Here is a 21,150-nt window from a genome sequence, read left to right on the forward strand (position 1 = left end):
ACTGATGAACCTCCGTCACCGTCTCAGTCACATATCTACGCTGGCCCGAGCCATCAATATAATGGACATGCACTTGGTACTTGCCTTGACTATTCTTGTGCTCGCTCGACTTGATGGTGGCTCGGTAACTACCGTCTGCCTGCTTCACTGCCTTGTGCCAAACTAGGTCATCCTGACCATTGACTTCTGACCAGGTTGGAACTAGTACTTCCTTAAGTCCATTTGGAGAAACGACATCGCGAATAACCGCATCAAAAGTGCCTGTGGTAGAGTTATTATTTTCAATCGTGACTCTTCCACTAGGTTTCCCCTTATTTACTGTCTTTCCAATAGAAACTTCAGTAGTTGTTGCAGTTACTCCTATCTGCTCACCATTTAGTTGAGTATAGTAGAGATGAACGTGATACTTACCTGTAGAATTATTATGGTCACTAGCTTTCACCGTTACGCGATAGCGACCATCTTGCTGACGCGTGGCATGATGCCAAATCAAATCATCCTGGCCTTTATCATCCGACCAAACTGGTACAGAAACACTGGCTACACCTTGAGGAGCCAAGACATTTGAAATGACAACATCAAAACGACCTGCAAGAGAATCGTTATTTTCAATGCTAATCTTCCCGCTCAGAGGTCCTTTGGCTACTTCTGGCACTGGTTTAGCTTGAGAAGTGAAACGGCCAGTGTAGTCTACACTATGGTCAAAAACATGCTTACCTGGCAACAATTCAGCCTGGGAGGTAAACTGCCAAGCCCCTGCCCGCCCATTATAGCGGAGAGTCTTCGCATCGTTAGCTGAAAGTTTAGCTGTTGGGTATTGAGCGACCCAGAAATTTTCCAAACCAAACTGGGCTGTCTTGACAGGTCCTTTCCCTCTTAGATTATTTTCATCAATCCAGCTAGCACTGGTATAATACATAAGATTTGTATAGCCGTTCTTACGCATTTCATCAGCCCATGCAAGGGTATTACGGTTGATGTTATCCTTCATTTTGGCATCTTCCATGTCATTAACCATGACCGTATTCTTTGGAAGATTAAGATTTCTAGCTTCTGAGATAAAGTGGCGAGCTTCTGCTCTTGCCTGCTCTTCACTAGTATAATGTGAAAAAGCATAGGCAGACACTTGCAAACCAGCCGACTGGGCATTGCGAGCTTGTTCTCCTGCGTAAGGGTTCCTATAGGTGGTGCCTTCTGTCAGTTTCACGACAACCCCACCAACTCCCTTGTTGGCAAGAGTGCGATAGTCATTGACGCTTATGCTTCCGTTATGACTGCTGACATCGACAAATGTTTTAGGTTGAACAGCCACATCACTTGAACGACTAGCCGGCCCAGCATGTCCAGCGCTATAGAAGGTTGTGTTCCCAACAGCTCCCTTTTTCGATGCGACCTCATCAACCTTGCTAGCTTCTTCTCTTTGGGCAGTTTCCTCAATACTAGCCGACTGGTTCTCAACCTTAGTTTGCGACTGTTTTGGAAGAGAAGCTGGTACTGACTGACTACTTTCAGTATTTTGTTCAGCTTGTGAGTTTTCTTGCTCTTCCTGACGATCTGTTCTGGCCTCTCCCTTTGACTCGACCTTTTCTGAAGCGTCTGAAGCTGTCTTTGCCACTGTATCTTGAGCCTGTTCAGCTTTTACCTGGATAGGCTGTACAGCGGACTCTTGTTCATCTGCATAGGCAGGCCGAACTGAAACAGCTAGTAGCAATGCTGCACTAGCATAATAAATAAAATCCTTCTTTTTCATGTAACTCCCTCTTTAACACGAATTTCAGTATACCTCCATTGTAGCACAAGAAACTTGAGCTGAAAAGGGAAATTACTAACAATTCACCTAAGGTTTCTATAATCAAAAAAAGCCCACTAATCGCGGACTCTAATGACTCTATTTCTACAAAAATTACATCTCAGCAATCCCTTTCTTCATAGGATCTTTGTAATGCATATCTTTAATACAAAAATTAATCATTCAACTTTTTTAAGGCAGACCTTAGGTAATAACCTTCCCTTAAGTCCTTTCCAATTCTCCTGGCATTTTCTGACAAGTCTGCATACTCTTTTTCAGTTAGATTTTCCAAAGCTGCTTCTAAATCATGCAGAGAAGCCACCGCTATACCACAACTCTTCTCTAATATGAAATGAGCCAACGCCGACTCTTTCCAAACTACGACAGGAAAGCCCGAAGCCAAATAAAGAGAAGCCTTATGTGAATTGTTAAAACGTAGGTAGTTTCCGTAAGAACCCTGGCAGGTTTCTGAGCTGTCTCCGTCCCAGACCAAACCAAAACTACCTTCAAGAGCAGTTGGGAGATTATCCGGCATAAAGGAACCAAAGTAGCTAGTGTTTTTCAACGCACGACTTTCATCGTAACCCACCCCATACAAGTTATAGGCTGGTTGTTCTGGTAAGTTATAGAGATAGCCTGATTTTGTAGGATTCAAATTCCCAGCTACGATAATAGGCTGGTCTTTTTGAGGAGCTGTTTTTTCCTCAAAGTTTGGAATCAGATAGTCAAAAATCTCCAAGCTAACCATTTTATCTGCGGGCACTCCTTGACTTACCAGAACTTTCTTCATGATATCGTTATGAACGATAATACCATCTACCGACATCAAAGCTTTCTTTTCTTGGAAGTAATTGCGCACTTTATGACGAAATTTTACTTCCGAACCTGCTGCATGGCGTAAGGTTTCAACGTCGTGGATGAGGAGATAGAATTTTGCTCCTCTTTTTTGCGCCTGCTTGATTAGCCTTGAAATGAAAAATGTATGGTGGATAATCGGGAACTGAATGACCAATTCATCTCCAGCTCCCAACTGATCAAACACAGACTTGGTCGCACGATATTTGTGTTGCTGAGCTTTAAAGAAATTCATCTTATACCAATTCTCAACCTTGAGTTCCAATCCTTCATAACCCTCTGAGATTAGAATAGCTTCCACGTCATTTCGTGCCTTACTCCCTGCATTCTTTTCGTGTTCATTATGCAGAAATGAATCCTTCAGATAATATTTCACCTTTTCTCCCCTTTATCTGTGATGTTCTTAGATACTCCCTAGTTCTTCTTCTACCACATCTAATGCACGTTCAACAGTTACATGCATATCATAGTATTTGTAATCTGCCAAGCGGCCACAGAAGATAACGCGTCCATTTCTCTCAGCTTCTGCTAGATACTGCTCATAGATTGCATTGTTTTTGGCATCATTGATTGGATAGTAAGGTTCATCTCCTCTTTTCCAATCTGCTGGATATTCTCGAGTAATAACCGTCTTGTCCTGAGTCCCAAACTCAAAATGTTTGTGTTCGATGATACGCGTATAGGGAATATCTCGCTCAGTATAGTTGACTACAGCATTTCCTTGATAATTTTCTTGGTCCAGAATCTCATGCTCAAAACGGAGACTACGATACTCTAGTTCACCAAACTGATAGTCAAAGAACTGATCAATCATCCCTGTGAAGACAATCTTAGTTGCTGAAGCCTCCATGTTCTCACGATCTGCAAAGAAATCTGTATTGAGCTCCACTTCGATTCCTTCCAACAACTTTTCGATGATGACATTGTAACCACCAATCGGAATTCCTTGGTAACGGTCATTGAAATAATTGTTATCATAGGTCAATCGAACAGGTAAACGCTTGATGATAAAGGGTGGTAGTTCAGTAGCAGAACGCCCCCATTGCTTTTCGGTGTAGCCCTTGATTAGCTTTTCATAAACATCCGTACCAATCAACTTAATGGCTTGTTCCTCTAAGTTTTTAGGCTCAACATCTTGCATGTGTGTCGTCTGCTCAGCAATCTTGTCCTTGACTTCTTGAGGTGTCTTTGTCCCCCACAAAGCATAGAAAGTGTTCATATTGAAAGGCAGATTATAGAGATGCCCCTGATAGTTTGCAATTGGTGAATTGATGTAATTGTTAAACTCTGCAAACTGATTGACATAGTCCCAGACCTTTTTATTGGATGTATGGAAGATATGAGCCCCATACTTGTGGACATTGATGCCCTCAACATTTTCACAGTAGATATTTCCACCGATGTGGTCACGTTTATCAATCACCTTCACCTTCTTGCCACGTTTGTTAGCTTCGTAGGCAAAGATCGCACCTGACAAGCCAGCACCGACAATCAAATAATCGTACATAAAATCTCCTTATTTCTTTAAAACACTTTTTAGTTCTTGAAAATCCAAGACACATAAGACTAAAACTAAGCCACCATACACAAAGAAGCCAAGCACAGCATAGATCAAGACATTCACAACGGATGAGAAATTGATAAAAGCTTGTACAGAATACAAGGCGCCATACATCAAGAGAGCAGCTAAAAATATTTTTAGCATAGATGGAAGGATCTTAACCTCTTTTAGATAAGAACGTGTAAAGTAGAGTTGAATTACCCACACTAAACCTTCTGTCGCAACAGACACAATCGAAGCTCCAATATAACCCAAAGGCGGGATTAAGAGTATATTCAAACCCACACTGAAAATAGCTGGAATAGTTGTTGATAGCATAAATTCACGATTCTTATTGTGAGGAATCAATATTTGAATTCCCATGATATTTGTCCAGCCAATAAAGAACATTCTAAAGACCATAATAGCAATCGCATAGCGAGCATCTTGGAAATCTTGTCCCAAGAAAAAATTGACAAAATCTTTGTTAACAATCAAAATCCCCGCAATCATCGGGAAGATGACCAAGTTATACACTAAGAAAGACATTTCATGTAACTTGTTAACAGCCTTTTGATTACCTGATGAAAGAAGATTGGAGACCCGAGGCAACATAACACTACCAAGTGACGTTACCAAGGTCAATAAAATATTCAATAATTTCAAGGCTTGATCATAAATCCCAACATCCTTTGTCGAAGACAAGGCACCTAACATAGTCCGATCTAGTGTGATGTAGAGCGAAATGGCAATCTGCGGTAAAAACAGGAGAACCACTGGTTTGATATGTTGTTTAGCATAAACTAAATCTAAGTGAGGTTTTCCAATGTGTTCGCGAGCAGGGAGCCACATACTTAGCTGTCCCAGCAAATCATAGCCAACCAGAAGAATGATATACAGATATAAGTCGGATGGTTTCTTTACAAACAGAAAGATAGAAGCAACACCCAGAAGTTTAACCATTGTATTTCGAACAGTAATCTTTTTAAAATCTTCCATCCCCTGAAAGAGCCAGGAAATATCTAGCCCTCTAGACAACAAACTGAATCCTAAAATATAGGCAATCAGATTATTCATAGATGGAATAAGGAAGCACACAATAACATAGAGAACAATGGCCAAACAGGTTGCTAAAACCTGTAAACTATAGATACCCCAGAAGGTTTTCTGAACATTGTTTCGATGTCCTGAAATCTCCTTGGTCCCATAATTGGCCACCCCAAGTGTCGCTAAGAGTATAAAGTAAGTTACTATTGAGTTGTAGTACCCATAGGAACCTAAGTCATTGGATGAGAAAACCCGAGTAATATAGGGTGTAGTAATGACTGGTAAAACGATTACTAACAGCTGATAAGAAAGATTATATAAATAATTTTTTAATACTTTCACAAGGAGTTCCTCGTTGTAGATTTCTTCGATTCAAATTCAATAACTGGCAAGGTTGCAAACAGAGTAAACATAAAAATATTATAAGACGGGCGAACCCAGAAGGCCTCAAACATACAGTTGACTGCTATTAAGGATAAGGCCGTCAATAGCAAATAATTCTTTTTGCGATAAAGTGACCAAGACCTAACTATGTATAACACGACCAATAAGAGAACTGGAATCATCCCATAGGTAAAGAGCATCTGAACGTAGGAAGAGTCTACATAGTCGTAGCTCAAAACGGATTCTGTACGCCCCCCATAACCGACAAATGATATGCCCCGAGTCCCAAACCACTGCACTGCATATTTTTTTAGTGCCTCATGTCCTAGGTGTAATCTCATACTAAAAAAATTGTTTAGAGCCACATACATTGGATGAGACCAGGTAAATTTAGAAGAGAGATAAATCATTACTGAAGACGCTATACCAGCCGATAAAGGAAGTAAAGCAAAAAGCCGTCGCTGTTTATCATTTCGGAAATAAAAGTACAGAAAGATGAGCGCCATTACAGTAATAGAAGCGGCATTAAGCCTCGCATCGCAATATCGAATAATGAAATAAGCCAGACCAAATCCTAAGGCAGTCCGTAAAACAATGAATTTCTTTCTAAAGATATACGATATAGCTGTATATAGATAAAAACAGTGAGAAGCAAAATCAGTTGGATAAATAAAGCCAAATGAATTTCGAACAACGACTCCCGCAGATCGTGATTGGACAAATTGCAAGTTTGGAATAGCACCAATCACGGCCAAGAGCACTATCAATACAAGAAAAAACAAGGCTACAACAGAGTATATTTTAAGTACACTTTCCATCTCAGCCTTGTAAAGAAAGACAAGCAGAAACATATACATCAATGCATTAAGATTCCCAGTCTTATAGTAAACCATCCCCCCGGCAAAAAGAAGAATTGGTGCAAAGATGAGATAGCTTATAGAGTAGTGATGAATATAAGCAAATCGCATAGCAAGTAACAGGACCGCAAAAAAAGGAACTACATTAGGAATATTAGGTAAAACAGGAGCTAACATAGACGTATTGATCATATCTATGGAGACAACCACTATTAAAACTGCTGCAATTAGCAATTTATCACGTTCTAACTTTAACATTTTCTTTTTCCTTTTCTTCTTTCATCCCTAACTCTTACTTAGGATTTTTTTAACTTTTTAAATTGATAATAGAGCCGCGGATACTTAGTAATTAAAACATAGAGGATCCTACGTTTCTTGCTAACTCTAGAATTCTTCAAAACAAGTGGCAAATAAGGCCTGGTTTTCTCCTGAAGTCTCTTGAATTCTACCGAATCCCCATCCTTAATCATCGTAAAGATAAGAAGACTTCCTGTAAAGAAGCGTGAAATGATGGCTTCTTGGAGTTCTGAACTCTCAGGATAGGTTGCATTCACAACCTCTTTTAAATGATCAATTGCTTCGTAAAACTCGTATTGTTTTGGCGTGAAAGCCGAGGCAGTAATGCTACCAGGTCTATGGTAATAATGGTAAATCGGAAGATGGTACAAGGCCACGGATTGGGCTTGGTTGAGATGCTCACTGATAACATAGAGGTCTTCGTAGATGCGCCCCTTGGGGAAGGGAGCTTTCTCAAGAAGTTCTTTCCGATAGAGTTTCCCACAAGCAGAGACCGTGACAAGGTCTCCATAAAGCATCTCAGTCAGAGCCTTTGCCTTGTCATAGACCTTAACTTGGTCTAAATCAAGCTGATCCAAGTGAAAATTTTGAAAACGATGATAGTGAGCTGTTGGCTCTACTTTGCCACTCACCATATCTGCTTGGGTACGACTTTGTAGCTCTGCTAGCAGTTCCAAGGCGCAGGGTTCCAGATAGTCGTCTGGATCTAGGAAAGTAATCCAGTCGCCCTTGGCTTTCAAGACCCCATAGTTCCGAGCATCAGACAAGCCACCGTTGACCTTATGGTAGCTAGTCACCCAATCATATTGCTGGGCATACTGGTCACACAAGTGTCCTGAGCCATCACTCGAGCCGTCATCAATCAAGAGGACTTCCATATCCTTGTAAGTCTGATGTTCCAAACTCTCCATGGCATAATGAAGGTAGTCCTCCACATTATAAACAGGCACAATTACCGAAATCATATTTTCTTTTCTTTCTCTTACTTAGTTTTACAGTTTAAATCTCAAATGAGCTTCTATCTGGAAGCAGTTGATCCATAGCCTTGATAAAGTCTGTCATCACCTGCTCCTCGTCTTGAATGTTAAATCCATCATTGATACACATAATTTGGTATTTACCAGAATTTAGTATCTTCCAAAAATCTGGTCCGGCATTATCCAAAGAAAAGAGTCCCCCCAACTTAGGATTTCCGACAGCGTATTGACCACTGGCAATCTGCCAATACTTAAAGAGCCAAACATTGGTATCAGAAGGATTTCTAAAGCGACTAGCCGAGGTTCTCTCCAAGACAGCTTTTTCCTTTTCCCATACCAAGTTCATCGTTGATCTTAGTAGAGGATAGGGCAGATGACTCTCCCAGAAACCACAGATAAACTGACTATTTCTGTATAGTAGCGACTTAACGATACTTTTTAATCCCTGCTTTGGATCAAAGAATTGGCCATTCTTCAAAATTTCATTTCGACTGAAATAGCTAGTGACAATCTCCATGTCATTTATCTGAAAATTCCCCGTTCCATATCGCTCAGGAATAATCGGTGAAAGAGCCGTATTATATTTGGGTAAACCATCCTCTGAGAAAAAATCTGTCGGCTCGACTGGAGCTGTCAAATACATATCGTCATTAAAAAAAACAAAATGCTCTGAGAGACCAGGGATTCGATGGATGTTACTTTCGATAGGATTGGCAGAAAAAACTGGTAGGTAGTCATTACAGATAATCTCTGTATGATCTACCAACACCAATTTTTCACTATTTATATCTAACCAGCTTGGCTTTTGCTGGTCGGTCACGAGGTAGATCTTATTGACCCAAGGAGCAAATTTTTCAACTCCTCTAAACCAATATTTAAAGGTCCCCCATTCTCGGTAAGCCTTGACTGAATTCATACTCTGTTTAGAAGTATTAACCGAGCCATCATAGCTTGATTTTTTTTCTTGCCACACAGGATCATTCCCATCAACCCAAGTCACAACAAAATCTATTTTATTCATAACTAATCTTTTCTATCTGTTTTATATAACTCCGAAAAGTTCTTGATGTAACTCTCCAAAGAAAACAGCTCTTTTTGTCTCTGATATCCTACTCGCCCAAATTTTTCTCTTTTTTCAGAACTATCTAGTAAGAGAGAAATGGCATTAGAAAGTTCTTGAGGACGATTTGGTTTGACTAAGCAACCACTTTTGTCATCTACTACCATTTCAGCTATTCCCCCATTGTTATAACCAACAACTGGTTTTGAACAAGCCATGGCTTCTAGGACTACTGTAGGTAGGGAATCAGGTTTTATACTTGGTAAGACAAAGATATCAAACATATTATAAAGTTCAGAAGTCTTATCGTAGTAATCAATACGATGAATTTGTGACACAACAGATGAAGAAGCTATTCTCTTATCTAGTTCTTCTAAGCGCCATTCTTCACCAGGAAAAACACCTCCAGCTAGGAAAGCTACCGCTTGCTCATTCTTTTCCAAAAGTGGCTCGACTGCTTCTATGAAATCATTTTGTCCTTTGATAGCATTGACCCGACCAATCATGCCAATCACAAGTGCATCTTGCGCAATGTCAAATTTTTCACGAATAGAAGACGCATCCATTGGATAATAGACAGCATTATCAACACCGTTGTAAATCACTTCCACTTGGCTATCTTTGATAAAGGGAGACTGCTTGATATGATTAGCGACCGCTTGGGACACCGTCACAATCTTGTCTGCATATCGTCCCATGAGCATATTGATAAAGTCAGAAATAGCTTTGGGTTTGACGATAATCTCATGAACATGCCAAATCAAAGGCAGCTTGAGCTTGCGTTTCAAATAGATGCCCTCCAAAACAGCCGCTGTATTATTGTGAACCATTTCTATACTGTGTTCTCGAGCATAGAGGGCGATTTGCTTAGCATAGAAAATATAAGAGCGAATATAGTCGGCAATGCCTTTGGGATTAAAATACTTCCTTCGTAAAATCGGATAATCCAGCACGCTAACCTGAGCTCCAACTTGACGCAAGGCCTCGACTAAAACACCATCATTTGGTAGGATGACGTGAGCTTCAAATTCTTGGCGATCTAATCCTTTGATCAATTCCAGTAAAACCTTATCTGCTCCATACATTTCTGCACCAGCATGCAAGTATAAAATCCGTTTCATTCTTTACCCTTTAAACACTTCTTCATAATCTGACACAATCTTTTCCCATGTGAAAGCTGAGATAATTCTTTGGCTTGACTTGAAATCCAAGTCAGCTATCACTACCTGATCAAATCCCTCTACTTCCTCAATGACGCGTGCCAACTCATCTTTTTTCCAATAAATAGCCCCGTCTTCACCAACCTCACGGTTAAAACCAACATCTAGCAACAAATTCAGTTTTGTAGATGCTAGAGCTTCCAGTAGAGAAGGGTTGGTCCCTCCAACCTCATGCCCATGGAAATAGGCAAAGGTATTTTCACGGATGTACTTAAGCAACTCTTGGTCATAGACAGTACCGACAAATTTGACCCTAGGATCTTTGTCAAAACCAGTATCCCGTAACAACTGGTCGTAAAATTTATTCTGCTCCACATTTGTGATGAGGACGAAATCTTTCTGGGAGCTAGACTGCATAAAACCACGAATCATAGCTTCATAGTTATTCTCTGGAACGAATCGTCCAACCACTAGGTAGTAATTGCCTTCTGAAACTTGCTTTTCATTAAACCAGGTCCGAACCTTCTCATCCTCCTGGCGTAAGACGGACTTACTGGTATCTGTCCCATAAGCAATATAGGTCGTTTTGGGCTGATACTTGGCATAATCCTTTTGGATATAGGATTCAATATTTTTGCTGTCACATACCAAAAGATCCGCATGCTTGACCATCAGTTGCTCAGAAAATTTCCAGTACTTACGAACCGGAAGGCTCCATTTAGCACGTAGCCATTCATGGCCATCCGGGTTGACTATGAGGGTGCCACCAATAGCCTTGATTTTCTTTTTAATCCCTGCTATGAAAGGGCCGATTCGACAAGCCAATACATAGAAAATCGGCTCCTTGTCTTTTTGTTCTTTAGCCATTTCAATCGCTCGATTGAGCGCAGCTATATCATAAAAAATCGCCCTAGCTGGTCCAATGTTTGGCACATCCACATTATAACAAATAGCACCATTGTGCTCAAATACATCCTCTGCAATGCCTGACTTTGCTGAATTTTCCCGCATACAGGCGACATAATACTGGATATGCTGACTTTGCTGACAAGCCGTCAACTTTTCAACAAAGGTTTCAAAGCCACCATACTTGGCTGGGATTCCTTTTGAACCTATAATATATACAGCTTTCTTCATTTATTCCTCAAATATATATAATCAGAGGAAGGCGCTTCTACTTAGCACCTTCCTTCCTAAATACAACTTTTATGGTTTTGAGCAAAATCTTAATGTCCCGCCAAATGGTCCAACCGTCCATATAAGCAAGGTCCAGCTTTACAACCTCATCAAAATCTGTGATAGCGCTACGACCACTGACCTGCCAAAGACCTGTAATCCCAGGCTTGAAGCTCAAACGTCTTTTTTGCTCAGGCGTATAGTTTCGATATTCATCTACAGTAGGCGGACGAGTACCGACTAAGCTCATATCTCCAATCAAAACATTATAAAATTGAGGGAGCTCGTCCAAACTCGTCTTTCTGATAAAACGTCCAATCGGTGTTACTCGAGGATCATTATCCATCTTGAACATACCGCCAGTCATGGTGTTATGTTCCATTAATTCTTTTTTTATTTCCTCGGCATCCACTCTCATAGAACGGAACTTATAGAATTTAAAGAAACGGCCATTTTTCCCAACTCGTTTTTGAACAAAGAAGGCTGGGCCTCCATCCTTACGAATGATTGGGACTAGAACGATACTAACCAAACCACAAACCAAAAGACCAAACAGGGCACCAACAATATCCAAGCACCGTTTAGCTATAACATGGGTTTGCTTATAAAAGTTTGTCGAAAATGTTACCACACTCATTCCAGCAACTTCTTGAATCCGCTTTTCACCTAGAGATAAAAAGTCGAATGCATTTAGATTGACCGAAACATCTATTCCCATACTTTCAAAACGAGAAACTAAATCTCCGATATCATAATCTTCACTCGGCAGATTAATGAAGACCTCATCGACAACCTCTTGTGTTACAAAGTCTACCATATCTTGAGGAGCAACGATGGCCACCTGGGCTTGGCTAAATGTCGTATCATCCATAATGGTCACGCCTACCAATTCCCGGGTAGAGTATTTAGATGAAGTTAGACGTTCATAAGCCTTTTCCAATCGACTGGTTGCTGTAATCAAAAACAATTTTTTCCGATTTTTAAATCTTGAGTAAATGGACTGTTTATATTTTTTGATGATAGAGTCCATCAGATAAATAGCTAGTGAATTTATCAAAAAGAAGTAGACCATTCCTCTTCTTGAGATAGAAAAAGGTTCCTTCAACATAAAAGAAGTAAAGGTAATTGCAATTGAAAATACCAGGTTATATTTTATAGTCTGCAGTAATTCTTCTAAATAACCCCTTGTGTAAAATTTAAAAGAGAAATTACTGATATAAAAAACAATGAAATGCAGAAGATATAAAATAGCAATGGTCTGAGAAGTATATTCTGCTTCTTTGAAAAGACTAACTATATAAGCTGAAAATAAAACGGCTAGACTTTGAAAAATAACAATTTTGAAATTTTCAAATTCTCTTCTCTCCTCTCCCATTAGTAACCTTCCTTATGATCTATTTTTTTCCATAATTACCATAGTTCCCGTAATTACCATAATTTCCATAGGAACCATATTTTTCTGATTTAACATCGAATTTATTTAGAACAACTCCAAGGAATGGAGTTCCTGTTTGTTCCAACTGCTCTTTAGCTTTTTGTACAGCTTTGCGACTAACTGCGCCTGAAGCTGATACTAAGAAGCTGCCGTCACAACGCTGAGCAATAATCGCTGCATCAATAACCATCCCGATTGGTGGTGTATCGACAACAATATAATCATAATGTTCTCTCAATACACCCATAATGACTTCAAAATTTTTCCCTTGTAAGAGCCCTGTTGGGTTTGGAGATACCTGTCCTGACAAGAAAACATCTAGGTTTGGATAATCAGTGTCCGCCAAAGCTCGGCTAATATCAGCATTACCAGACAAGACCTCTGTCAAACCTTCTACTTTTCTTTGGCTCTTGAAAACCCCTGTCATAACGGAGTTTCGAATATCAGCATCAATCAAGAGTGTTCGATAACCTGCCCGCGCGAAGGCCAAGCTTAAGTTGATGGAAATAGTTGACTTTCCTTCATTTGGCTGAACAGAAGAAACCGCTACAACCTTAATATCAGAACCACTCAACTGGATATTTGTACTCAATGCATTAAAGTATTCTTCCGCCTGATGCATCTCCGCCAATTTATTTTTAATAATTTCTAACGTTGCCATGAGGTCCCTTTCTTACAATTTCTTTAGGTTTGGAATAACACCTAGTAGTGTAGCTCCCATCACATCTTCGATGTCTTCTGGCTTTTTCACTCGATCATCTAAAATCTCTACAATCAAGACAATAACAATCATCACCATGGCTCCTGCCAAGAAGCCTAGGATGACATTCCGGCGAATATTTGGAGAAGAGGGTGATTTTGGAACTTCTGCCTCTTCTAAGGTTGTTACATCTGAAACCTTGGTAACAGCAATGATTTTTTCAGCTGCCACTTCGCGCAAGGTGTTGGCGATTCGGCTAGCTTGGTTAGGATCACTATTTTTGACAGTAATGGACACAATCCGCGTATCTGTAGGCACCGAAACACTTACAGACTTGCTTAATTCAGCTGTTGTCCCAGGTAATTTTAATTCTGAAATAACCGTAGACAATACATCCTGTGATAAAATGATTTCCTTATAGTCCTTAACCAAGTAAGATCCTGCTTGTAGGTCTTGGTTGGTCAGAGTGTTATTATCTGTCTGCTGACGGTTGACAACGTAAATCCGTGTCGTACTTTGATAAGAGGGCTTAGCAATAAAAAGGCTGTAACCCAAAGCTAAGACAGCTGCCACTAACGCTATCAACAGAATGATAAACTTTCTTTTCCATACCGTCTTGATTAGAGACAGTACGTCAATTTCGACTAGTTGATTTTCTTTATTCATGTTCCTTTTCCTCTATACTAAGAGCGAAGCCTATATGTATTCACTTCTTAGCAATAATTCCTGATTTTTTCTAAACAACTGCTCTGCATGAGATTCCCCATACTTCTTGGAGATGATTTGGTAGGCCTCTTGCATATAAGGCGGTCGTGGATCCAAATTGTGCATATCACTGGCCACGAAATGAACCAGATCTTTCTCCAGAAAGAACTGGGCCCTTTTTTTCATGAATTTATAAGTGTCTCCAAACAGCTTTGGTTTTAAAACACTCGAACTATTAATCTGGGTGTAACAACCCATATTAATCAAGTCGCGCACCTTCTTTTCATCATTTTCCAAGCAATGATAGCGTTCAATATGAGCGACGACAGGTGTAACGCCCAAGCGTAAAACGTTGCTCAGAGCTGTATGAATTTCCTTGTAAGGCGTGATCATACTGAATTCAATTAAAGCATACTGACTATCTGCCAAGCGTGGAATCTTTCCTTGCTCCAGCTTATCCAAAATATCACTTGTATAATATATTTCAGCCCCGTAGAGAACAGTCAAATCATCCGCAATTTCTTTAGCCAGTTCCTGGACTTGTTTGAAGTTTTCTTCAATTTTTGCTTCTGGAGTCTCAAACATCCCTTTCCGACGATGAGAAGTTGAAATGATCGTTCGCACCCCTTGGCGGTAGCTTTCCTCCAGCAAGGCCCTGCTATCTTCTATTGTCTTTGGACCATCATCAACTTCAAAAACGATATGTGAATGAATATCAATCATGGCTTACTTCCCTTCCATAACAGTCTGAATTTCAGACTTCATTTGAGCCAGGCTAGCTGGATCAACTTCCAGCATATAAAGGGCAGCTTCTGGCATAGCATATGAAGGCAGACCAGTTTTTCCATTTCCAGTCAAAGCTTGTGACGTAACTGTATAGTTCCCACCTGTTTCCAACTGGGTATTCACAAGATTCATCATGGTTTCTAAGCTCATATTTGTCTGAACAGAATCTTGTAAGCCTGAAATAATACTATTGTAATTCTTCAGAGCATCTGTTGAGGTCAGCTTTTTAATAACAGCAGCGATGACTTTTTCCTGATTCTTTCCGCGGTCGTTATCACCACCCGTCAATGAATACCGTTCCCTGACAAAGCCCAGTGCTTGCTCAGAATTGAGATGAACATTTCCAACCTTGAAGTGGTAATTCCCATGAAGACTTGTGAATTCTTGATCGTTATACACATCAACACCACCCAAAAGGTCAATCAATTTGAGGAAGGAAGTGAAATTCAAACGTACATAATACTGAATATCGATACCATAAAGTTTCTCTAGAGTATGAACCGAAGCATCTATACCATAAATACCCGCATGGGTCAGTTTATCAGGCTGATCCGCACCACCATCCGCAATAGGTACATAGGCGTCACGCGGTGTAGTTGTCAAAAGCACGCGCTTGGTCTTACGGTTAACTGTCATAATGATGTTCACATCCGAACGAGAGACAGATGAGATGCCACCATAGGTATCAATCCCGCTGACATAGATATTAAAGACATCTGCGTTAACATCATGCTTCTTAGCTGCAGTCTCAACCTTTTTCGTTAATTTGTAAGAATACAACTTTTTAACTTTGGAAGCATAGTCAGGATCTTCGCTTCGTAAGGTATCCTCAAATACACTATTGATAACAATAGCTTTTGTCTCTCCAGCAAGCAGGGACTTATAAGCCGCTAGATAAGAGCTCGCTGAGTCCACTGTCAATTGGACTTTCTTGGTCTTAGCCAGTTCATCTGTTAAAGCCGCAATGTTTTCACCATCATTATTGGTTGGAGCTAAAACATTGGTTACTTTTTTTATATCTTTAATGTCGCTATCTGCTGCTACTACAACGCTCATTTCGTACTCAGAATAGTTAGAGGTGGAATTCAAACCAGTATACAGGTCCACCATTTCCTTGACAGCGTACATGGTTACTGACCCAATCAGCAAGGACAGAACCAACAATACCGTTGTAAAAATCCGAGCCTTATTAAACCAAATGAAAAGAGCAGCTAGAACTGCTACTAGTATCATCACAAAGGTTGAAATAATATTCAAATAACGAAAAGCTAAAATATTATACTTGAATATATAAACTATCAAGACAGAGATTAATAAAACATAGATGATGAATAAACTAACATTTAAGATTTTAAAACGTCTTGATTTAGCGGTAGTTCCATTGCTTTTTCTACGAGACATGCTAAAAACACTTCCTATACATAATTACTCCATCTTATTATATCACAAAAATATTTAGATTCTGCCTTATTTTTAAGAAATTTTTAAGAAATCATAGTAAAGAGCCAAACCATTTTCTCTTCATCTTTGATTAACTTAAGAAAAAGAAAGCAAATACGTCATAAACAAATCAAAATGCATAAATATAGAGTATTTTATAGAGGTCTCAAGGGTTTGTTTACAAAAAATGGTCCCTTATAACAGGAACCATTTTTAAAATTATATCATAGGGCATCTTTGATCTAGTTGACCATGATCAGATGAGGCCATCCCGATCAACTTGTTCAAAACGTTCTTTCCCATCATTCAGCTTATCCCAGATGACTACTTGTCCAGACTGAAGGGACTTCTGCACATCTATAATGCGCTGATTGGAAGAGCCACGAAACTGTAACATAAGATTCTTCTTGGTAAGGTCAAAACGGCCGTCTACTAGGATGTCAATCAGACTCAGCAACTCCAGCTTATCCTCCGTTTCCAGCATCATCTCCTCCCAAGTATAGCCCGTCCAGGACCAGATATCCTTGTCTGGAAGCTCTCTCCGAATCCGCTTGACCAAGGGCAGGAGAATGCCTGTGTTGAGAAAAGGCTCGCCGCCTAGAAGGGTCAGCCCCTGCACATAGGGTTCCGCCAAGTCCTTCATGATTTGCTCCTCCAGCTCTTGGGTATAGGGAATACCAGCGTTGAAGGACCAGGTTGCTGCATTATAGCAGCCCTCACAGTGAAACATACAGCCACTGACATAGAGGGAGTTGCGGACACCTTCGCCATCCACAAAGTTAAAAGCCTTATAGTCAATGATTCGCCCCTTACTCAGCTCCTCGCTTTTCCATTCTTGGGGTTTGGGATTGTTCATGCCACTTCTCCATCTAGCTCTATCCAGTAGCGCTCGCTTCCTTGAATGGTATTGTCATAGACGCCACCATTAGCAAGAATCGTTCGCCGGCTAGCTTCGTTTTCTTCATCGCAGGTAATCAGAGCAAAGTCCAAACCAGCTCTCTTCGCCTCTATAAGGCCCAGATGCAGTTGCTCCTGCCCATAGCCCCTGCCTCGCTCCCCCGGCCGAATTGAATAGCCAATATGCCCACCCTCAACAAAGAGTTTTTCATTTAACAAGAGACGCAATGCTAGGAAGCCCAGTGGGTGGTTTTCCTCGTCAACCGAGATAAACTGAATTGCTGGTACCCATCCTTCTGGCAGATTTTCAGCATCCTCCTGCTGTTCTACAATCTTTAACCAATCCTCATAATCCTTGGCCCGCTTCCAAGTGGAGCCCACACCACCATGCATATAAGAATTCGCAGCATCAAATTCAGCAATCATCTCTAAAATCGCATCTTTATCTTCCAAAGTTGGTCGTCGTAACTTCATAGGCTTTCCTCAATCTATATCAATCCAATAACGCTGACTTCTGTCGATTGTATTTTCGTAAACACCGCCAGCAGAGAGAATCGTGCGTCGGCTGGCTTCGTTGTCTTCATCGCAGGTAATCAGCACTCGTTCTAATCCTTGCTTTCTAGCCTCTGCCAGCCCTAACTCTAGTTGCAACTTGGCCAAGCCCTTTCTGCGTTGACTGGGGCGGATAGAATAGCCAATATGTCCACCCTCCACAAATAATTTGTCATTTAAGGACAAGCGCAGAGCTAAAAAACCCAGAGGCAAGCCGGTCTCATCAAAGGATAAAAATTTGATTGCGGGAACCCAGCCTGCTGGCAAATTGGCCGCATCCTCCTGCTGTTCTACAATCTTTAACCAATCCTCATAATCCTTTGCTCGCTTCCAAGCGGAGCCCATGCCACCATGCATATAAGAATTCGCAGCATCAAATTCAGCAATCATCTCTAAAATAGCGTCTTTATCTTCCAAAGTTGGTCGTCGTAACTTCATAGGCTTTCCTCAATCAATATCAATCCAATAACGCTCTTTCCCACCTCGAATATCCTCTAATACTCCACCGTTAGCAAGAATCACACCTCTGCTGGCAGCATTATCCCTATCGCAGGTCACTAGAGCCCGTTTTATATTTTTACTTTTGGCTACTTGCAAGCCTTGTCTCAGTTGCTCTTTTGCCAGTCCTTTGCCACGCGCAGACGGACGAATACTGTAACCAATGTGCCCACCTTCTTGGAGCAGATGGTCATTGAGTAGCAAACGCAAATTAAGAAAGCCCACAGCCTGACCATCCGCAGTAAAAGCCACAAGCTGAATGTATGGTACAAAACCTTCTGGCAAACCCAGCCCGGCTTCTGCCAGCTGAATGGTTTCCAGCCAATCCTCGTAGGCAAAATCAGCTCCGCCAAAGAAGCCGTCATGCCGGCTACCAGTCGCTTCAAAATCTGCTAACATTTCCAAAATAGTGGTCTTATCCTCTAGTCTTGGTTTCCTTAATTCTACATCCATTTTTCTACCATACTTTACTTCTTATTGCTAGCCTTTGCCAGAAATTGCTCCCGCAGGCTAGTCACCCGCGCCTTTTTATTGCTAGCTCCTGTAGAATGTTTTTCATGAAAACGTCTTACTTGAGCCTTACCTTTATCGTCTAGTTGATATTTTCCCATTTTTTCTCCTAATGATTAATGAAAAAGAGCGATACATCACACGGATGTTCTGTATCACTCCCGCTTCTTATTTAGTTTCAATCAGTTTTCGTTTCCTGAAAATTTAATAGTCGAGCCATTCATATGCTTAACCCGAGCAGAAATCTCCTTGTGACGACCGTTAACCATCGGACGAGCTTGCGGATTTCCTAGATAACCACAGGTCCGCTTAACTACATCAACAGTTTTAGGATCACTATTGCCACAGTTTGGACAGGTGAAACCACGCTCAGTCGGTGTGAAGTCTCCCTCAAAGTCGCACTTGTAACAGCGGTCAATTGGCGTATTTGTTCCTAAGTAACCAACCCGGTCATAAGCATAGTCCCAGACAGCTTCCAAAGCTTTTGGATTTTGCTGCAGAACAGGGTATTCACAGTAGTGGATAAAGCCACCTGAGGCTCCCACTTCTGGGTAAATCTTCTCAAAGTCCAATTTTTCAAAAGGTGTTGGATTTTTACGCACATCGTAGTGGAAGGAGTTGGTATAGTATTCCTTGTCTGTAATATCCGGAACAAGGCCAAACTTCTCAGTATCCAAACGGCAGAAACGGTCGGTCAGACTTTCGGATGGAGTCGAATAAACAGAGAAATGATAGTCATATTCATCTGACCATTCACCAACCAAACGCTTCATCTCTTTGACAATATCCACTGTAAATTCTTTGGCTTCTGGATTGTCTTCCCATTCTCCACCATAAAAAGCAGTTGCAACTTCGTAAAGACCGATATAACCAAGTGAAACTGTTGCTCTGCGGTGAGTAAAGAGCTGGTCAACTTGATCATATTTGCCCAGGCGTTTGCCAAAAGCACCGTATTGATACAAGATTGGAGCATTTGCTGGCGTTGCTTCCTTAGTCCGCTCTACCCGATAGACCAAAGCATCCTTAGCAATAGCCATTCGCTCAGCGAATAAGGACCAGAATTTATCCTTATCTCCTTCAGCTTCCAGTGCAATCCGAGGTAGGTTGACAGTCACAACTCCCAGATTCATACGGCCAGAATTGACTTCTTGGCCATTCTCATCCTTCCAACCTTGGAGGAAGGAACGGCAACCCATCGGTACCTTGAAAGAGCCAGTCAATTCAATGATTTTATCATAAGATAGGACATCCGGATACATCCGTTTCGTCGCACATTCCAGCGCCAGCTGTTTGATATCGTAGTTAGGACTTCCTGGCTCTAAATTAAGGCCACGCTTAAGAGTGAAAATCAGCTTAGGAAAGATAGCTGTCCGATGTTCACTTCCCAAGCCCTTGATACGGATGTTAAGAATTGATTTTTGAATCTCGCGTTCAAAGCGATTGGTTCCCAAACCAAATCCTAAAGAAGTGAAGGGGGTTTGTCCATTAGAGGTAAAAAGCGTGTTAATCTCATACTCTAAGGACTGCATAGCATCATAGATATCTTTTTTTGTTTTTTCCCAAGCGTAATCAGCTCTTTTATCAGCTAGCACCCAGTCCTTGGCATCTCGTAAATGCTTCTCGTAATTGAGTTCTGCGTAAGGAGCTAAGACTTCATCGATTCGGTCAGCTGAACAGCCTCCATACTGACTAGAAGCCACATTGGCAATAATCTGCGAGATTTGAGCTGTCGCAGTCTGAATAGACTTAGGACTCTCTACTTCTGCATTCCCAATCTTGAAGCCATTTTTCAGCATGCCCTTAAAATCAATCAAGCAGCAGTTGGTCATTGGTGTATAAGGGCTATAATCCAAATCATGGTAGTGAATATCACCCTTTTGATGGGCATTGGCTACGTGAGGAGGTAACATCTTAAGACCGATGGACTTACCAACAATCCCAGCAGTTAAATCCCGTTGGGTGTTAAAGACATCACTGTCTTTGTTGGCATTTTCATTGACCACTGTTTGGTCTTTATTGAGCAATTTGTCAATAGTAAAATTAATATCGGTTGCCTGAGAACGATCAAAGTCACGCTGAGTTCGATACGAGATATAGGCCTTGGCAATAGCATATTCATTGGCGTTCAAAAGCTCATGCTCAACGATGTTTTGGATTTCATAAATCTTCACATCCTGAGAAAAACGATGAGTGATTTCAGCAACAATCTTCTCCGTAATGCCCTCAAGCTTGGCTTCAAGCAAAGGAGACATAGAAGTTACTTCACAAGCAGCCTTGACCAAGGCTTTATAAATCTTGTCAACGTCAAAATTCACGCGCCGTCCATCGCGTTTAACTACATAAATATTAGGAATACAGGTCACTGTTTCTTCTCTTAAAGTAATCATTTCCTATCCTCCGTTCGTACATGACTCATTATAACACTATAAAATAAAAAATCAATATCTTGTGTAATATTTTTAATTTTTTTAATTAAAACACAAGA

General features: G+C 40.8%; 20 protein-coding genes. All 20 read right to left on the minus strand.

Annotated features, from left to right (window positions below; genetic code table 11):
• On the minus strand, positions 1-1,750 hold a 1,750-nt coding region (locus tag PCY06_RS09355), incomplete at its 3' end, for a GBS Bsp-like repeat-containing protein (protein ID WP_301390522.1).
• 214 nt (positions 1,751-1,964) lie between these two features.
• Positions 1,965-3,020 carry a sugar transferase gene (locus PCY06_RS09360; RefSeq protein ID WP_045504602.1) on the minus strand — a complete coding sequence of 352 codons (1,056 nt, stop codon included), beginning with the start codon at positions 3,018-3,020 and terminating at the stop codon, positions 1,965-1,967.
• Between the two features lie 27 nt (positions 3,021-3,047).
• On the minus strand, positions 3,048-4,151 hold the full coding sequence (gene glf, locus PCY06_RS09365) for a UDP-galactopyranose mutase (RefSeq protein WP_045504604.1): 1,104 nt from the start codon (positions 4,149-4,151) through the stop codon (positions 3,048-3,050).
• Between the two features lie 9 nt (positions 4,152-4,160).
• Positions 4,161-5,573 carry a flippase gene (locus PCY06_RS09370; RefSeq protein ID WP_045504606.1) on the minus strand — a complete coding sequence of 471 codons (1,413 nt, stop codon included), beginning with the start codon at positions 5,571-5,573 and terminating at the stop codon, positions 4,161-4,163.
• The gene (locus tag PCY06_RS09375; protein ID WP_045504608.1) at positions 5,570-6,730 is read right to left on the minus strand and encodes a hypothetical protein; all 1,161 of its coding nucleotides are present in this window, start codon (positions 6,728-6,730) and stop codon (positions 5,570-5,572) included. Before PCY06_RS09375 ends, PCY06_RS09370 begins: the two co-directional genes overlap by 4 nt.
• Before the next feature lie 38 nt (positions 6,731-6,768).
• Positions 6,769-7,734 (minus strand): glycosyltransferase family 2 protein, encoded by a 966-nt coding sequence (locus PCY06_RS09380; protein ID WP_045504610.1) that lies wholly within the window; start codon positions 7,732-7,734, stop codon positions 6,769-6,771.
• Positions 7,735-7,768: 34 nt separating this feature from the next.
• Positions 7,769-8,767 (minus strand): Stealth CR1 domain-containing protein, encoded by a 999-nt coding sequence (locus PCY06_RS09385; protein ID WP_061596052.1) that lies wholly within the window; start codon positions 8,765-8,767, stop codon positions 7,769-7,771.
• Between the two features lie 2 nt (positions 8,768-8,769).
• Positions 8,770-9,927 carry a glycosyltransferase family 4 protein gene (locus PCY06_RS09390; RefSeq protein WP_045504614.1) on the minus strand — a complete coding sequence of 386 codons (1,158 nt, stop codon included), beginning with the start codon at positions 9,925-9,927 and terminating at the stop codon, positions 8,770-8,772.
• 3 nt (positions 9,928-9,930) lie between these two features.
• Positions 9,931-11,103, minus strand: a complete 1,173-nt coding sequence (cps2T, locus tag PCY06_RS09395) for a beta 1-4 rhamnosyltransferase Cps2T (protein ID WP_045504616.1) — start codon at positions 11,101-11,103, stop codon at positions 9,931-9,933.
• Positions 11,104-11,140: 37 nt separating this feature from the next.
• Positions 11,141-12,517 (minus strand): sugar transferase, encoded by a 1,377-nt coding sequence (locus tag PCY06_RS09400; RefSeq protein WP_008809951.1) that lies wholly within the window; start codon positions 12,515-12,517, stop codon positions 11,141-11,143.
• Positions 12,518-12,536: 19 nt separating this feature from the next.
• Positions 12,537-13,238, minus strand: coding sequence for a tyrosine-protein kinase (locus PCY06_RS09405; protein ID WP_008809952.1), 702 nt, complete (start codon positions 13,236-13,238; stop codon positions 12,537-12,539).
• A 12-nt stretch (positions 13,239-13,250) separates the two neighbouring features.
• Positions 13,251-13,943 carry a Wzz/FepE/Etk N-terminal domain-containing protein gene (locus tag PCY06_RS09410; RefSeq protein WP_045773031.1) on the minus strand — a complete coding sequence of 231 codons (693 nt, stop codon included), beginning with the start codon at positions 13,941-13,943 and terminating at the stop codon, positions 13,251-13,253.
• 30 nt (positions 13,944-13,973) lie between these two features.
• Positions 13,974-14,705, minus strand: coding sequence for a capsular polysaccharide biosynthesis protein Cps4B (gene cps4B, locus PCY06_RS09415; RefSeq protein WP_045773032.1), 732 nt, complete (start codon positions 14,703-14,705; stop codon positions 13,974-13,976).
• A gap of 3 nt (positions 14,706-14,708) precedes the next feature.
• A complete protein-coding gene (locus tag PCY06_RS09420) occupies positions 14,709-16,169 on the minus strand; it encodes an LCP family protein (RefSeq protein WP_061596051.1) in 1,461 nt (486 codons plus the stop codon).
• 295 nt (positions 16,170-16,464) lie between these two features.
• Complete coding sequence (gene nrdG, locus PCY06_RS09425) at positions 16,465-17,064, minus strand: anaerobic ribonucleoside-triphosphate reductase activating protein (protein WP_082307332.1); 600 nt, start codon at positions 17,062-17,064, stop codon at positions 16,465-16,467.
• Entirely contained in the window at positions 17,061-17,579 is a 519-nt protein-coding gene (locus PCY06_RS09430; RefSeq protein ID WP_008809957.1) for a GNAT family N-acetyltransferase, read from the minus strand. The genes nrdG and PCY06_RS09430 overlap by 4 nt, the downstream gene beginning before the upstream one ends.
• Positions 17,580-17,588: 9 nt before the next feature.
• Complete coding sequence (locus PCY06_RS09435; protein WP_045504628.1) at positions 17,589-18,095, minus strand: GNAT family N-acetyltransferase; 507 nt, start codon at positions 18,093-18,095, stop codon at positions 17,589-17,591.
• A gap of 9 nt (positions 18,096-18,104) precedes the next feature.
• On the minus strand, positions 18,105-18,608 hold the full coding sequence (locus PCY06_RS09440) for a GNAT family N-acetyltransferase (RefSeq protein WP_082307331.1): 504 nt from the start codon (positions 18,606-18,608) through the stop codon (positions 18,105-18,107).
• Positions 18,609-18,622: 14 nt separating this feature from the next.
• Positions 18,623-18,766, minus strand: coding sequence for a hypothetical protein (locus tag PCY06_RS09445; protein ID WP_096754951.1), 144 nt, complete (start codon positions 18,764-18,766; stop codon positions 18,623-18,625).
• 81 nt (positions 18,767-18,847) lie between these two features.
• The gene (gene nrdD / locus PCY06_RS09450) at positions 18,848-21,052 is read right to left on the minus strand and encodes an anaerobic ribonucleoside-triphosphate reductase (protein ID WP_045773035.1); all 2,205 of its coding nucleotides are present in this window, start codon (positions 21,050-21,052) and stop codon (positions 18,848-18,850) included.
• Between the last annotated feature and the right edge of the window lie 98 nt (positions 21,053-21,150).

The sequence above is a fragment of the Streptococcus sp. SG1 genome, assembly GCF_030439935.1.
Taxonomy (GTDB): Bacteria; Bacillota; Bacilli; order Lactobacillales; family Streptococcaceae; genus Streptococcus; species Streptococcus gordonii.